The following is a 16,435-nucleotide window of genomic DNA, read 5'->3' as shown; positions in this document are numbered from 1 at the left end:
TATCATACCAAACGAACAGATGGATAGCCTATCCTTTGATCGAACCAAGCATCATCCCTTTGGCGAAATACTTTTGCAGGAACGGGTACACGAGAATAATCGGCGTGATCGAAATGACGACAATCGCCAGCTTGATCGAATAAGGCGTCACGGTTTGCGTCAATGTGTTATCGCCTGGGACAAGCCCGAATTTACTGATCATATCCGTCTGGTTCATCACTTTCTGCAGCAAGCTTTGCAGCGGGAGCAGAGATGCCTTCTTGACGAAGAATAGGCCGGCGAACCAGTCATTCCAATAATTGACGCCGGCGAGCAGACCGATCGTCGCATATACCGGTTTCGACAGCGGGACCATAATGCGAACGAAAATATGCATGAAAGAGGCGCCTTCAACCGCCGCAGCTTCCGACAACGCTTTTGGGATCGAGTCGAAAAAGGTGCGGAAAATGATCATGTACCAGAAGCTGTAAATGCCCGGCAGTACAAGCACCCAGAACGTATCATAAAGATGAAGCTTCACTATCATAATATAAAAGGGAATGAGCCCTCCGCTAAAAATAAACGTGATAAAGAAATACGTCGAGAAGAACCGATATCCTTTAATCTCCCTTCTTGTCATGGCGTAAGCGAGCGAAGACGAGCAGACCAGCGTCAACAGCGTGCCTACTGCCGTGCGCAGCACGGACAATTGAAAGGCGGCCATAATCCCTTCCTGCGTCAACGCTTTCACGATATTGTCGAAGGTAAACTTTCTCGGCCATACATATAGAACGCCCTTTAAAGAATCTAGCCCTTCGTTAAACGCATACACATAAATATTGTAAAAAGGATACACCGTCATCAGGCCGAGCATGAATAACAGAAACGCATTCATGAAACCTAGCGGTGACCTGCGCTTGATCATTGCAAAACCCCCAAAAATGTAGTTTCCGCCGGATTAAAAGACGCTGACTTCGCTTTTCCTTTTAATAATTGCGTTGGAAATGATAACAAAGATTAAACCGATCACGCTTTGGAACAAGGAAACGGCTGTTGCATAACCGATTTGGCCATTCGAAAACCCTGTCTGGATCACATACGTGTCCAGGATGTCGGATACGTTCATATTGCCTGGCGTGCGAAGCAAATAAACGTGCTCCCATCCGGCATGTAATAACGATGAGAGGCTTAGAATAAACAAAACGGCAGCTATAGGAACAAGGGAAGGGATTGTGATATGCCATATTTGGATCAATTTACCGGCCCCATCGACTTTCGCAGCTTCGAACAGTTCGGGATCAATGCCGGATATAGCCGCCAAATAAATAATCGCGCTCCACCCCGTCACTTTCCATACATAAGAAATAAACATGATCGGGTAAAAATAAAACGGATCGTTCATATAATAAATCGCTTCATACCCGAACGATGCACGAATTTGATTAATAATTCCGTCGATAGAAAGGAATTGCTGAAAAATGGTAATGGCGACTACCCAGGAAATAAAATAAGGCATATAAAAAATCGTCTGAAGCACTTGCTTGAAAAATTTGTTCCGAATTTCATTCAGCATAATCGCGAAAACAATCGGTATCGGAAAAAACAAGATAAGCTTGTAAAAACTAATAACGAGTGTATTCTTGATAATATTCCAGAAATTGAAATAATTAAAAAAAGCTTCGAAGTATCTGAACCCTATCCACGGACTAAGAAACATGCCTTTGGAAAATTTATAATCCTGGAAAGCGAGCGACAGCCCCAGCATCGGCAAATAGTTGAAAATAAAAAAGTAAATAATCGCCGGAACAATGATGATATACACTTGAACATTTTTTTTCAAATACTCGAACATACCCTTCATAATCGTTCACCCATTCTGTCTGAATATGTTGCCGCTCATAACTTATGGGCGGCAACAGCGTTCTTCCAACACATCTTAATACGTTCCCGAGGAAACGAGATAAACGGAAGGATCTTTGTCATATTCCTTCTGCAGAAACTGAATATATTCCTGATAACCGTTCTTGTTCAATGTTGAACGATAGCCTTCCAACAGGTCTTGCGCCTCTTTGTCGGTTTTCGCCAGATAGCAGCGGGCGAGGATGTCTTTCAACTGCTGCAGGACCGGCATCAATTGATCCTTCTGCGGATAATTCGTCATCAACATACTGATGTCCAATTGATTTTTGACGACAAGCTTAGGCATGACGACCTTTATGTAAGCATCAACCTTGTCGTATACTTCTTTGTTATTCAGATACCACGGGTTCCTTAGGTTACCGCCGTAAATATCGTAAGCAGCATCGAAACCGGTAATGAGCGCTGGAATTTCTAGTTTGCTTCCGGTACCGTATTTGATTTGGAAAGCAGTCGTATCGGCTTGCATTTCGGCAAAAACTTCGTCCTTCATCTTGGCAAGACCTTTGTCAACGAACGTCCATTGTTGATCCTTGGCTCCATAACCGACAGTCGCCCTGCCTTCCTTTGTATTCAGCCAATCCAACAGACGCACGGCAGCTTCGACATTCGTTTTCTTGGATACGCCGATCATCAGATACGGTTCCATCCCCAAGTTGATGACTTGATCCGAGGATCCGGTGAAATCGTTCATCGGCGACAGCGCGACATACTTCATTTCAGGATGCGTATCAGCTAATGTCTGCACCACTCCTTCAGCAAGGTACGGCATAACGGCATTGCGTCCCTGAGCTACTTTCTCGGAGCCAATCTGATAGGAGTGCGCGAACGATTCCTGATCGATCAATCCTTCTGCAACCAGCTTGCGAACGAACTGTATTTGTTGCCAAATTTGCTCCGATTCGATGAAGCTTTTGATTTTGCCGTCGATCAGCGCGAATCCGCTTTTTCCGTAGTCGAACCCTCTGAACAGTTGATATAAGTTTTGATTCCAGGCGCTAATCATCCCGATCGGGTATACCGGTTTGCCGTTCACGTCTTTGAAGTTTCCTTCTTTGACCTTCTTGGCCAGCTGATACAGGTCATCAGGCGTACGAATCGATAACGTGTCGAAATTCAGTTGCTTCGCAATGTCGCCCCGCAAATATAACCCGAAGCCGTTTAATGCCGGTTCTTTTGTCGAATACCAGGCGGGAAGGAAATGCACCTTGCCGTTGAACTCCGGATTGAAGACGCTGTTCGACGTATAGAGCGGCATCCGATTCGGCTTCATGACGTCCTTCAAAATATCCGTTTTCTGAATATAGTCGGTCAGGTCGGCAAGCATCCCTTCTTTCGCGGCCTTCGTCATCATTTCCAGGCTTTGCGGCGTTGTGCTGCTGGCGGTAACCATAAAGATATCCGGCAAATTATTCGCAGCCATGTCCGCTACAAAATCCTGCTCTACATTTTGGGAGCCGCGAATTTTGAGCGTGATGTTCAACTTCTCTTTGATTGCCTTCCCGACCGCAGTCTGGTCAAAGTCGTCACGCGAATCTGCCGGTACGTGGTAAGTCCCGAATGTCAGCGTCGCCGGCTCAGCCTTGGTTGCGGATGCCGGTAACGATGGCGATGGTGATGACGATGATCCTCCCTCGTTGTTATTGCTTGACGAGCAACCTGCAACTACGCTGATGGCCAGCACACCAGACACGAACGACATAATCCCCTTTTTCATTTGCAATAGCTCCTTCGCTGTTTTTTCAAGCGCTTTCTTTGTTTATCGTAACACTCGGCACATGCCGGAACCATTCCAAAAGCTTAAGATTGGGTGGATAATGTTAAACTATCGTTCCCGATCTTTTTTCTGGCTTCATGCTGATTGTTTCCCCTACAGGTGCGATAATAATCGTTTGATGACAACAGCCGCCTCCGCGCGAGTTGCCTGTGATTGCGGCATAAATTTGTTATACAGTCCGCCCTGCATCAGACCGGCATGCAAGGCAAGCGTGACATCGCCAACAGCCCACTTGCTGATCTCGCTCGCATCCGTAAATGTCAGCTCGATTGATACGTCCTTAAAAACGTCTGCCGCAACATGTCTGCCCGCCCGCATCAACATAACCGTCATCTCTTCCCTCGTAATATCTCGTTCAGGCGCGAAGCGTTCATACGTGATGCCGTTAATCATACCCGCAGCGTAGGCGTTTCGCACGGCATCTGCATACCAGGCGTCCTGCGGCACGTCATCGAACGGATCGACTGTCGTCGAAACCTGCAGCTTTAGCGCTCTTGCCATCATCGCGACGAATTGCGCCCTTGTCACCTCGGCGTCCGGCTTGAAATGCGTGTCATCCACGCCTTCGATAATGCCCTTCATCGCGAGCCATTCGATATCCGCCTTCGCCCAATGCCCGTCGAGATCGGCGAACGCTTTGCTAATCGCAACGCGCTTGCCAACGGCTGTTGTCGTACTTTGCGCCTGTCCGGTGACGACCTTGATCGATTCCCACTTCACGGTTGATTCCCCGTACTTTTTGAGCTTGAACGTCAGCGTGCCGATCGCGATATTTCCCCGGTCGCCGGCCACATCGCCGATTTTTGTATGCGCGATAATCACTTTGTTGTTTTTGACGATCGGCGCAATCGCGAAGCCTTCCCGGCCGGAATTGAACTCCAGAAGCTCAAGGGATTCGGGATCATAGGAAAATTCAGCTTCGTAGCCGTAAAATTCGACAAGGTTTTTCCCGCTTACTGTCAGCGTAACTTGTCCGTTTGCGATCTTGCCCGCAATCAACTCATATATGGGAGCCGCTTCGGCATATGCCGGGGCATATAACAGATGAGCCGTGCCCATCAACAAAATCGCCAGCCATACGATTCGCCTGAGCAAATCAGATCACCTGCCTTCATCTTGATCTGCCTCCGGTAAGGAGAAGCTGAAACGCTTCCCCCTCCCGGACCGCAATATGCATACTATTTTTTGATTTTGCGAGCTTGCAGCACCAGATCCTCGATGTCGATCTTGCCATCGTGATTCAAATCGGCATGCTCGATTAACGCCCAATCCGGACTGTTCGAATCTTTGCCGTAATTAGCGGCGATAAGCGCCAAATCTCCAATCGTCACTTTGTTGTCATGATTCAGATCACCGATCACGACCGGCGCAATTTGAACGCTGAACGAAGAAGCGGCAGCCGCATATTCGATGCCTTGTCCATCGGCCAACGTGGCGCTGTCGATTCGGATCTCGCTGGTCGTTGCTTGCGAGACATATTTCGCCCGGAAGGTGAGCTCCACAATGTCCGTAGCATCGACTACCGCGTTACCGGCACCTGCGCTGGCCAATATCAGTTGGACTTCGCCCGCCGCCGTACCGGTTTCAAGCAGACTGACCCCGGATTTGATCGACGTTGCCGATACGAATTCAACGGCCGCCGGATCGTAAGCGACAGAGACGTCCTGCGCATACACCGCCGCGGCGACACTGTTTAAGCGGTATTTCACTTTAAATGTTTTGCCGGACTCAACCGAGTTGACAGATGACGTTAAGGCTGTTGCGTTGCCGAAACCGGTTCCCGCCGTAACATCGGCCAGCTTCCAAATTTGCAGCTTTAGCGGCAATGTCGAATTTGCGAAATTGTTATAAAAATACTTCGTATAATAGACAATCAAAAGCTCATCGCGGTACGTAGTGACAGACGGATAAGCAGCATCATAAACACCTAGCCCGCTGGGAGGTTGAAGATTGATGAAATTCGTCCACGTCTCTCCTTCATCATTGGAGATCGCCATCGTTAAAGGCCGACGTTCAGCAGGATTCGTCGTGTTATTCCAGATGAGCATCAGCGGCCCCATGCCGTTGTCCGGAATTCTCTTAAGCGCATACGGCGTATAAGGAGAATTCAGATCGGTCGCGATCGCTCCGCCCCATGTTTCGCCGCCGTCTTCCGAATACGCTTTGTAAATTTTACCGAGCGTTGTGCGAATCATCATCATGAGGCGATGATCTTTCAATTCGACCAGGACAGGTTCCGTAGGATATGCCGTCGAGCTGAGATGGCTGAAATCGACAATCCCCCCCAACTGCCAGGTATCCCCATCATCATCCGAATAGACGGTACGTATGCCAGCCGTTATTCCCGGTCCTTTTCCAAAGATCGGCATAACAATTCTCCCGGAGCTAAGTACGACGGCACGGTCATTGCCAGTCGGTTGGTTTCCCGATTCTGCACTCGATGTTAGCTGTACAGGATCTCCCCAAGTTCTTCCTTCATCAGCGGAACGTATCATATACATGAACTGATGTGTGTCATCATCGTTCTTGAGAAAAAACAAAGCAAGTTCACCGGACTTCAACCGAACAATCCCCTGGTTCATGACATTCCGATTACCTATATTTCCCTGTACAACAAAACTCGTTCCCCAGGTCCTACCGCCATCTGTAGAAATTTTGCCCGAAATATGCCCCGTTGATTGATCCTGAATATCGCTGAAGTCGTCATAGGTAAGCAGCAATTCATTATTTTTCAATTCGATAATAGCGTTGCTGAAGCCCCTCTTCGTAACCGTATTTTCATTGGCTTCTACTACCGTCATTTCATACACCGGGTTCACTGGCCGGTTCGGGTCATTGTATGCGCTTGCTTGAAGAGCCCCCGCCAATAGGGACATAACCATGGCAATCAGAAGCATGAGACTGCTTTTTTTCATTCGTCTAACCTCCCGTTTAGAATCGTTGTCATTCAACTACAAACATGGCATAACCGTCAATTCTCGGCAGTGGGATCCGAATATAGCCATCACTGATTTCAAATGGCAGCGCTTCTTTCCCTGGCGCCGAATAGACGCGGTTCGCTGATTCCCCCTTTACCCATACGACTGCGCCATCCAGCGATGGCAAGTCTTCGATAATATTCAGCTTGCCTCTCGGCTCGGGATGTGTCAGTTTTACCTGAATCATCCGCATGTTATGTTTAGCCGTCACCGCTATTCGCGCCGTCGATGGAATGCCTTCGCATTTAATCAACGGAACTGGCAATAGACCGTTCAGGCAGTAGCCGACCATACGCTTGTGGAAATTCATTGCGTGCTTCATATACGCACCAAAAACCGGGAAGCAGAACTGGATAATCGAACCCGCTTTTGCCACTGCCGGATGTCCCGCATAGCGGTCCGGCGGCGTGTAGAACGACCCGTGAAAGCCATCCCACTGCCGATTGAAGTAAGGCTGCCAATATTCGGCGATCTCCTCCGCTCCCTCGTCTACCTGCAGCAAAATGCCCTGTTTGTAAATCCCGCACAGCATGTCCGGAATTTCGCCGCCTGTGTCTTTCCGCATGCGAAAGTATGAGCTGTTCCAGGGGTCTTCGCCTGCATACGACATCTTCCATTCCTCAAGGGTAAAAGCCGTGCCTTCCGGGTTTAATCCGGAATGACCGGTGCTGAGGACGCCGCCTCCGCCGGCGATGAACTGCCGCAGTCTGGACGCCAGATCCGGTGAAACGCGCACATTGTCCGGCAAAATCAGAACCCTGTATTTGGCAAAATCGTGACGCTCGTCAATAATGTCATACGTAAACTTCAATTCTCCCAGCATCCGGGCAACGCCGGCATGCCCATCGCATAAATGACCGCCTGCCAGCTCCAATATCCCGATATCCGCCAACACCTCGGCATCTTCCGTCCACGGTTCAAGACGTTCCAGTTCCCTATAGATTTCGCCAATCATCCGATATACGGTTGGATTCAAGCCGTCGCGGGGGTGCATATGATCGCCGATCGAAGTCGTCAAACCGTTCATCAGCGCATCCCAACAGTCATTCAGCAAGGATGCTTTGTTCTGCAACCCGCCAAAATCGGCCCAGTCCGCGCTGAACCTCCCGGTCATGTACAACGCCTGCTGCCACAGATTTCGCGCGTATGCCGCATGCGCCGGAAAAAAATCATACCCCCAGACGCACGGCAAACATTCGATCTCGATATGCGTGCGCAGCCCCTCCGTATCGGCCGGCAGCAACCCGTTCAGATACAAAAATTTATCCGGTCCAATAATGGCTTTCACTTCCCGCGAGAAGGAGATCAGCGTCTCCTGCGAGAAATCCCGCACCTCTTTATCATTCAGCGGATTTCCGCCCTTCGCTTTGATCGCTTCCAGGCACTCGTTTCCATAACAAGGCTCAATGAGAAACATAATATCCAGAAAAAAACCTTCCACGGGGTATCGTTCCGTAATTTCGCGAATCATGCCCAGCAAATATTGACGGTATCCGGTATTCAAGCACATCGTGCGAAAAAAGTTGGCCGTGCGGTCGCCGTAGAGCACTTGCCCGTCTTTGTTGACGACAGTCCAATCGCGATGTTTTCTGGCCATCTCATGATCGAGGCCAACGTTCAAGTAGGCGGTTACGCCAATATTCACCTTGCGGCACGCTTCCACGATTTGCCCGAACATATCAAAATGCAGGTGAGGATGCATCGTGCCAAGTGTCGTCGGATAGTAGGCGAAGCCGATATTGCATTTGGCAAAAACGTTCACGTGTTCGACGTGCGCTTCCTTGAGCGTGTTAGCGAACACTTGCGCATCGAAATTGGCGCCGAAGTCGGCAATATCCGGCAAGTTGTGGAAATCGATATGAACAGCTCTTTTGATTTTTCTCATGTGATCGGGTCATACCTCCGTATGTGAATGATTTCCTTTTGCATCTTGTCATCTGTTGTCGCATTTTATTAACACTGCTCGGTAAAGCGTTTTCATTGGTTTTATGGTAACACCGGCCAATTGCGAGGTTCCATACAAAAAGCTTAAGATTTGGTGGATAATATTAATAAGAGCTGCTTCATACTGATTGACAATTGAAAAAAGCCGCAACTTACAAAATCATCAAGGTGACAGTTTATCGATGTATTTGCACTAGCATCAATAAATGTCCATTACAAGTCTTTCTCATGAGTCATGCTTAACTTTTTTGTAAACAATGCCTGGAGAAAACACTCAAATATAAAGAAAAACCACAATACGAGGTATTCGCATTGTGGTAGGTAACTTATATTAATAATTTTAACTTCACTTTAGATTTTTAGATGTTGTCTTGTTGAATGGTATTACTTCCTGAGGATATTCAACATAAGTTCAATTATTGAAATCGCGATTTCTGATAAATGTGAACGATTTTCTCCCTTTACACACTCACTGTCTATTGCTTATTTGGAATACAGTAACGGGAAAAACTCATTATCGAACTTCTGTCCAAATTGCGGACGTGGCCCGAGCAATCGAACATTATCATGCCGTGCTCTGCCCTCTTTGTAAAAGGTATCTCCAGGCATTAGATGAGCAACAACCGATAATCGAGGCTGATCTGTAAAATTTGTTGACGATCCATGGAAGGTTAGCGCATGGTGGAAGCTCGCTTGTCCAGCTTTTAGTATACAAGGCTCCTCAATCCAATCACGCGTTGCAAAACGTTGCTTCAGCTTTACCATATCCTGTTCGAAGAATGTATCACTTCCCTCGACTGCGCCCCACTTATGTGAACCCAAGATCGTCATCATGCCGCCATTATTCAGATTTGTATCCTGCAATGCAATCCAAACGGTCACCATATTCGTTGTGCTGCTTGATCGCCAATAGCCGTAATCTTGATGCCATCCCACATTTCCAGCTGTTGTTTCTTGACCTGAAGTGCCTGGCTTGTAGATCACTTGATCATGCCATAAACGAATCTCGTCCTCGTTCAGCAGCTTCGCAGCCATTTCTCCTAAAATCGGATCAGTGACAACACTCCGAATTTCATCGTTAATCCACCAGCCATTATCGAATTTACGAAGAGCATGCGGATTCTCCGAAAGTTTGAAGACATGCAATGGCATCCCAGCCCCATCATAATCTTTCTTCCATATGCGCTCATGTGCTCCGCGAAGTTGCTCGATTGTCTCGTCATCCAGTAATTTCGGGCTGATCCAATAACCGTCTTGATCAAATCTCTCTTTATCAGCTGTCGTGATGGTATAAGGAATAACTCCCATGATGGACACCTCTTTTTTTCTTAGTCAAAGTGGCTTACTTCTTTTATTGTAGACCACAAGATGAGCATTGACTTCCCAAAGCCTATCAAATAGGATTAGAAACATAGGAGATCATTAGAAACAAAAAGGACCGTGACTATGGGAAAAATACAGACGGAAACATCACGATGGGTGTATGAGTTTTCAGAGTCAAATCAGCTTGCCCATTTGCCTGAATTAATAATGTTGGGATATGACCGCTTTCAAGAAGCTTCTCCCCTCGTCATTCACAAGCATGAACGATCGTACGAGTATGTATTCGTGGACAGCGGAAAAGTCACATGGGAGGTAGACGGTCAATTAATTACTTCCCACACCGGACAGATCTTTCACACCCGACCTGGAGAATGGCATCGTGCACGTCTTAATTTCATCGAACCCTGCAGAATTTGGTGGATGATACTATTAGATCCCTCAGAGCATGTCGGCTGGCTAAACTTACCAGATGAAGAGCGTTTGGAGATTCATAACCAACTACAAAAGTTACCGAGAATCATACCTGTGGATATCCGTGTTCGTGAACACTTCACCAAGCTAAGAAACATCATTGAGCATTACGAGCCACTCGCCTCCTGCCGAATTCGTCATTATGTACTCGATATCATTTTGCAAATGCTGAACCCATCCTCTAACCGTCAAATCCCACTTGATCTCCAAAAGGCTATGTTTACTTTGATCGAAACCGTTCGGGCAGCGCCAGAAAAGAGATGGACTAATAAAGACCTGGCTAATCAAATCGGCGTAAGTGAATCCCATTTCTATCGATTGTTTCACCTTATGTATGGACAGTCACCTGCTAATTATATGGATCGGCTACGAATTGAACATGCCAGTCAGATACTCCTTCAGAAAGAAATCAGCGTCACAACAGTTGCAATGGATTTAGGTTATAAGACTAGTCAGCATTTTGCCACTGTATTCAAAAAGTATATGGGTCTGTCACCTTCGCAGTGGCGAAGGTGATTTCTGTTTAATAAGTACTCCAAAAAAGCAGTGCGTAAATAAACTATGCTGCCCGTTAGTTGAGTGACGCCACTTCACTTCGGCAAAAGGGTCAAGTTCTTGGCGCTCGTCCGCGACAAGAACTTGACCCTATAAGATCAAAAACCCGCAAGTTATGCGGGTTTGAATCGGGCTATGTTCTTGTCGTCCGACACGGAACGAACAATATGTTTCTTATCTGGAGAAAAACTGCTTCGGAAGCCTTAGCTTTGCCGGATGATTTCAAGAATCGTTGACGATTACGCGAACCTCGTCCACGAGCGCATGGTTTGACCTACGTCGGCACCTTCCAGGATCATCCGGTTGATGTCCTCGTTGATGAGCTGGCGGGAGGAATTCCATTTCTCGCTCAAATAATAACCGCTTGCCTGTACATGATCCAGCTCCTGCATGTAGCGCGACCATATGCGATGCTCGGTCAGCCCGCGTTCCTCGGCCTGGGAATGCGTAAGCGGAAGCGGCCAAGAGTGGCATTTCAAAACATAATGCCGGACGAACTCCCATGCAAGCTCGGGGTGCCGCGATTTCGAGGTAACGCCTGCTGCGCCCATGTAGATCATGTTCGACAGCCTATTACCCGGCATATGCGGCAAGCCTACGACGCCGAATAAATCGTCGACCTTATGATGGATGATGCCGCCGGCGAACCACATGAAGCCGAAAATCATGGCGAAGCCTTGGTGCAGCTCGCCCGCCTCCGACGGCTCGTCCGGCTTCCGGATGATCCCATGAATGCGGTGGGCGTCGACAATTTTGCGAAACGCCTCCACGGTTGGCGCACTATCGACATATCCCCTTGCCGTCGAGCCGTCCGGAGCCAAATAGGCGCCTCCGTTGCGAAAGACAATAGGCTCAAACCACTCGATGTCGACGCCGATGCCGAAGCCAAACTGAGTGGCCACACCCCGTTCGTTCCGGATCGTCAGTTTTTTGCCCAGCTCGATGAATTCGTCCCATGTCCAGTCTTCCGTCGGATAAGCCAAACCTGCGCGGTCGAACATTTCCTTCTTATAAATGATGAGCGGTACGCTGACGTCGACGGGCAATCCAGGCAGCGTGCCATTGTGCCGCGCAACGCGCATAAGCCCTTGATACAAATCTTCTTCAAGGCCTTCGATTCCTGCAACGTAAGGATTCAAATCAACGAACATGCCCTTCCGGTTAAAGAGCGCCCAGCCGCCCGATTCGATCATATCCGGTGCATCGTCCGACTCGTACGCCTTCAGCGATTCGAAATGATCGGCGGACTGCTCGATTACGATACTCACGCCGGGATGCTCTTTCTCGAAGGATGCTTTCGCTTCCGTCACTTTCTGCAGCTGCTCGAATTCGGTCATGAATCTCAATTGGATCATCGTCCGCTTCCCTCTTCCTCCGCCAATAAGGCGATGCTTTTTTCCAAATATTCAATTGCCGCGCTTTCGAACGCTTTGGCTTTGCCTAACTGGACGGTGCAAGCCTCGCGCAATTCCGGCGTCAGAACCGCCGACGACCGGATAAATGGCACCAGGCCGCTCATCTCCTCCATCGCTTCGGCTGCATGCTCATACGCCTCCGACGCGAGCAGCGTCATCCGCATCGCCTCTCCTTCGATAGGAACGCCCCGCAAATATAAGGCAGCATAACGTTTGGTCTCTGCATAATAAACCGATAATTGTCCCATACCGTACCGGTTGGGGCTAATATGGGAGCTGCGCAGATGGCCGATCCAGCGGTCGTAAGCCGCAAGTCCGGACGTATACCCCAAGTAGGACGTTCGCGGTACGTAGCCGCACCCGTTTCTGGCATAGTCGACCGCGAATCGAATCGACCTGCGCGCTTGCTCGCGCGCTTTTTTCGTTGCTGCCGGCATGGAGAATCCCCCGGCAGCAGATTCCGGCTTGCGGCCGATACCGGCAAGGAAGCGAACCGGATTGTCGGCCACATCGTCATACGTAAGCACCTTGCCTTCCGGCAGCATCGGATCGGTTAGATGTACGACGCGTTTCTCATCGTCGTAGCCGCAGATGACGGCCCATTCATGCACATACGGCCTGGAAACCTGCGTATCGAAATACAAGACGGGCCTGCCTGCATCGATATGCTTGCGTATGAACGGAATCACCGCCTCTTCAATCGGCAGGACGACGGGAAATCGCTCCACGGCCCCAAGCAGCGGCACAGGCGAATTCGCCAGCTGGCCGCATAGCAGCGAAACTTCGCAGCCGAGCTCCTGAAACATCTCCGGAATGGCCGCTCTCCAATCGAACACATAGATGCCGTCGGCGAACGTCGTTTTATCCGAGATCTTCATGCGGAAAGCAATGGTCGATAGACCCGTCAGCTCCGCCATATCTCTTCGGTCGCCGAGTATGGCCAGGATGCGCCAAAGGCTGTCTGCGAGCGTGAGTACGCCTAAAGCATGCCCATGACCGTTCCCGTCCGGCAGCCGAAGCAGCTTGGACAACTTCATTCCGCTTCCCTCTTTCTTATCCCGTACTAGGCCGAGAGCGACGCGAATATGCTCCTTGCGGAGCTTTTGCCGGGAGCGGTGAATATACGTGTAAATCGAACCGGTTGGCATCCGATACATGGCGGCGATCTCGTCAGGGCTTAGCTGATGAAAAAAATACGCTTTGAAGATGCCCCGTTCTTTTTTGTTCAGACAATGCAGCAGCGCATGGATCGTCTCGTACAGCTCCTTGCGGAGCAGATGCTCCGCCGGATCATGCTCCCTCGACGCCGCGTCCGACGCCGTTCGGGAAAGATGATAAAGGATGCTGTCCAAATCCTCCCAATCGACCCTCGAGCTATCCGGATCCGCAGCGGCTCCCAATGAAGCGAATGGCCGCTCCTTGCGGTGAACGCCGCCGCGGCGCAGCCTCATATTCGCTTGGTTGCGGACGATACGATGCAGCCATGGAAGAAACCGGCTCGTGTCGGTCAGCGAACCCAAATGCAAGAAAGCGCGAATCAGCGCGTCCTGCACAACATCGTCGGCCATAAAAGGATCGCCGGTCATTTTTTCCACCCAGCCGTGCGCCTTGCCGCGATACCGCTCGATCAGCTCGCCAAACGCTTCGGTGTCTCCTTGCTGCGCGCGTTCAACCAGCGCTTTATCCCGGTCGACGGTTGCGGAAGCATTCGTTTCCGTCAAACCGGTACGTATATTTCCCGCTTCTACACCCATTTTTGCCTCCTCGCGTACTCGACCTATCTAGATAGATGCCGGCGAAGCAACCGATTTGAACAGTTTTTTATCTGCAATGAATTTTTTTTTCGCATGATAAAACTTACGAGTTCTCACAATCATGCAAGCCATTGCGCGAGCAAATCATAAGCCTTCTTGCCGCTTATTTGATGGTCGCCGTCGAATATATCAAGCTCGAGCGCTATCTCCGCACCGAGCAGCCGATACGCTTCGCGTATGCGTTCATAAGCGCCGATGACGGCCGCAACCGGAAATATCGTATCGTCCCTTCCCGCTTCGATCAGGAGCGGTCTCGGTGCGATCAAACTGACGATGTCCGGCATTTCGGCATGCCGGTTCAAGCCCGGAATATAATTATCGATACAATGATGGATCGAAAGAATACTATCCTTAAACGTGTTCACATACCCGCTGACCACTGCCGCCCGAACGCGATCGTCGAGCGCTGCTGTGAAAGAGGCCACGAGTCCGCCTCCCGATATGCCCATTATGCCGATCCGATTCGGATCAACGTCCGGCCGCTCCTGCAAGCAGTCGATCGCACGCATCGTCTCGTACACACGGTGTCCGGACATCGTATGACCCATCTGCAGCAGGAACGTCGAAACGGAATGGCAGGAATGAACGGCTTGCTGCTCAAACTCCGCTTTTTGCCTTCGATCGCCGAAGCCTAAGAGCTCCGGAACGATAACGATAAATCCGCGTCTGACAAGCTCGACGGCGAAGTTTTTCTGGTAGCCCGGCTGTATCGATGCCGTCACTCCGTCCGGTTCAAGCCCGACGATTTCTTTGCTGCCGTAGCCGTGTCCATGACAAGCCACGACGGCGGGGCGTCTATTTGGGGCATGTTCCTCGCTCCCGGAGGGAACGAGTATGTATGCCGGCATAACGAGGCCGCTGTATGTCGTCATTTCGAAGCGTTGACGGACGAATCCGTCACATGCCGACTCCTCGATCACCTTAACGTCGAGCGGAGCCGGTTTGTCTGGAAATCCGCCCAAATCGGCTATGAATTGTTCTCGCAGCCCGTCTCTCCATTGCCGCCATTCCAATTCATTCTTCGCCTGAAACTGATACTTCGGCAATGTATTGCGGTACATTTGCTCCAAATACTTATCGGGATGCCACAATGTCATATTCTCCTTTTAACTCGCTTGTTCGGTAAACCGCTTCCATTACACGATGACGAGCTTTTTGTTTTTCATCGTAACCTACTATTTGTAATCTTGCTAATACATTCGTATAATCGTACAATTGTCGGTTCATGCGGTTATAATGATTGTAGACGTATCCATTTGCTTCAAAAAAAGGAGGAGAGGAAGCTTGACGGATAATCATGATCCGAACGCTGAAGCTGTTGCCGAGAAGGCGAAAGCAAGCGCAGCGCGCACCGGTTCCGTGCCAAATCCGGTCCAGTATTTGTACAAGACGCCGAAAACACTTCTAAATAAAGGAACCGGCTTTCTCGCCGGCTACAGTCATTCGCTGAATCCTTATACGGGATGTACATTCGGCTGTTCATACTGTTACGTCCGTCAAATGCCCGTTTCGACCTTTCGCGGAGCGGAATGGGGCACCTGGGTGGATATTAAAAAGGAGTCGGCGGCGATTCTCCGCAAGGAGCTGCAAAGAGCCAAAAGCAAAGGCTCCGTCACCATTTTTATGTCGTCCAGCACCGACCCCTATCAGCCTATCGAGCATAAAGAACAAATTACCCGATCGCTGCTGGAGGTTATGGCGGACGATCCTCCCGATTTTCTGCTTGTGCAGACCCGCAGCCCGCTCGTCAAGCGTGACATCGATCTATTATCGCGCTTCGGAAATAACGTTCGGGTTAGTATGACGGTGGAAACCGATCTGGAGCACATCCGGAAACATTTTTCGCCTTACGCCCCGCCAATTCCGGCAAGATTAAAGACGCTTCAGGCTTTGGCTTCTGCCGGCATTCCCGCACAGGCCACGATTGCCCCCATGCTGCCGAGCAGCGAAACGTTTGCAGAAACGTTAAGACCGCTTGTCGATCGCGTATGCGTTGACGATTATTTTATGGGTGACGGCAGCGGCGGCAGGCGAACAAAAAATTTAGACATCCGATCGCTGTACGCTCAGCTCGGCCTGGAAGCTTGGTACCATCCTTCCGCTTATCGTATGGTGTACGAGCGGTTGAAGAAGGTTTTTCCCGAAGATCGGATTTATATCAGCCAGCAGGGCTTCGAACCGTAACATTATGCACTATGCATATTTTCGTCCAGACAAGCGGAATGAGCCCCCCTTCTTTTATCGGTTCGAACTGTTTATCCT

At 49.5% G+C, this 16,435-nt stretch carries 12 protein-coding genes; 2 read left to right on the top strand and 10 right to left on the bottom strand.

Annotated features, from left to right (window positions below):
* Positions 1-28: 28 nt before the first annotated feature.
* The 7 genes from DQG23_RS01755 to DQG23_RS01725 all read right to left on the bottom strand — a co-directional run bounded on the left by DQG23_RS01755 (position 29) and on the right by DQG23_RS01725 (position 9,903).
* Positions 29-904 carry a carbohydrate ABC transporter permease gene (locus DQG23_RS01755; protein ID WP_113029063.1) on the bottom strand — a complete coding sequence of 292 codons (876 nt, stop codon included), beginning with the start codon at positions 902-904 and terminating at the stop codon, positions 29-31.
* Positions 905-937: 33 nt separating this feature from the next.
* Positions 938-1,840 carry an ABC transporter permease gene (locus DQG23_RS01750; protein ID WP_113029062.1) on the bottom strand — a complete coding sequence of 301 codons (903 nt, stop codon included), beginning with the start codon at positions 1,838-1,840 and terminating at the stop codon, positions 938-940.
* 75 nt (positions 1,841-1,915) lie between these two features.
* A complete protein-coding gene (locus tag DQG23_RS01745) occupies positions 1,916-3,613 on the bottom strand; it encodes a type 2 periplasmic-binding domain-containing protein (RefSeq protein ID WP_113029061.1) in 1,698 nt (565 codons plus the stop codon).
* A gap of 153 nt (positions 3,614-3,766) precedes the next feature.
* Positions 3,767-4,768 (bottom strand): S-layer homology domain-containing protein, encoded by a 1,002-nt coding sequence (locus tag DQG23_RS01740; RefSeq protein ID WP_113029060.1) that lies wholly within the window; start codon positions 4,766-4,768, stop codon positions 3,767-3,769.
* Between the two features lie 83 nt (positions 4,769-4,851).
* Complete coding sequence (locus DQG23_RS01735; protein ID WP_113029059.1) at positions 4,852-6,588, bottom strand: exo-alpha-sialidase; 1,737 nt, start codon at positions 6,586-6,588, stop codon at positions 4,852-4,854.
* A gap of 28 nt (positions 6,589-6,616) precedes the next feature.
* Positions 6,617-8,536: an alpha-amylase family protein gene (locus tag DQG23_RS01730; RefSeq protein WP_113029058.1), complete on the bottom strand. Its 1,920-nt coding sequence runs from the start codon at positions 8,534-8,536 to the stop codon at positions 6,617-6,619.
* Between the two features lie 542 nt (positions 8,537-9,078).
* Entirely contained in the window at positions 9,079-9,903 is an 825-nt protein-coding gene (locus DQG23_RS01725; RefSeq protein ID WP_113029057.1) for a phytanoyl-CoA dioxygenase family protein, read from the bottom strand.
* Between the two features lie 138 nt (positions 9,904-10,041).
* On the opposite strand from DQG23_RS01725, the gene DQG23_RS01720 reads away from it, so the two are divergent.
* Positions 10,042-10,905 (top strand): AraC family transcriptional regulator, encoded by an 864-nt coding sequence (locus tag DQG23_RS01720; RefSeq protein ID WP_113029056.1) that lies wholly within the window; start codon positions 10,042-10,044, stop codon positions 10,903-10,905.
* Between the two features lie 278 nt (positions 10,906-11,183).
* Here DQG23_RS01720 and DQG23_RS01715 read toward each other — a convergent pair whose 3' ends face one another.
* The 3 genes from DQG23_RS01715 to DQG23_RS01705 all read right to left on the bottom strand — a co-directional run bounded on the left by DQG23_RS01715 (position 11,184) and on the right by DQG23_RS01705 (position 15,270).
* The gene (locus tag DQG23_RS01715; RefSeq protein ID WP_113029055.1) at positions 11,184-12,299 is read right to left on the bottom strand and encodes an extracellular solute-binding protein; all 1,116 of its coding nucleotides are present in this window, start codon (positions 12,297-12,299) and stop codon (positions 11,184-11,186) included.
* Positions 12,296-14,113, bottom strand: coding sequence for an RNA polymerase sigma factor (locus tag DQG23_RS01710; protein ID WP_113029054.1), 1,818 nt, complete (start codon positions 14,111-14,113; stop codon positions 12,296-12,298). The genes DQG23_RS01715 and DQG23_RS01710 overlap by 4 nt, the downstream gene beginning before the upstream one ends.
* A gap of 119 nt (positions 14,114-14,232) precedes the next feature.
* Positions 14,233-15,270 carry an alpha/beta hydrolase family protein gene (locus DQG23_RS01705; RefSeq protein WP_420330191.1) on the bottom strand — a complete coding sequence of 346 codons (1,038 nt, stop codon included), beginning with the start codon at positions 15,268-15,270 and terminating at the stop codon, positions 14,233-14,235.
* A 262-nt stretch (positions 15,271-15,532) separates the two neighbouring features.
* Here DQG23_RS01705 and DQG23_RS01700 point away from each other — a divergent pair, with 262 nt between their 5' ends.
* Complete coding sequence (locus DQG23_RS01700; protein WP_238177736.1) at positions 15,533-16,357, top strand: SPL family radical SAM protein; 825 nt, start codon at positions 15,533-15,535, stop codon at positions 16,355-16,357.
* Positions 16,358-16,435 lie beyond the last annotated feature (78 nt).

Origin of the sequence: Paenibacillus contaminans (assembly GCF_003285015.1) — a bacterium.
GTDB lineage: Bacteria > Bacillota > Bacilli > Paenibacillales > NBRC-103111 > Paenibacillus_V > Paenibacillus_V contaminans.
The sequence above is the reverse complement of the archived record's forward strand: the minus strand, read 5'-3'. Positions and strand labels throughout refer to the sequence as shown.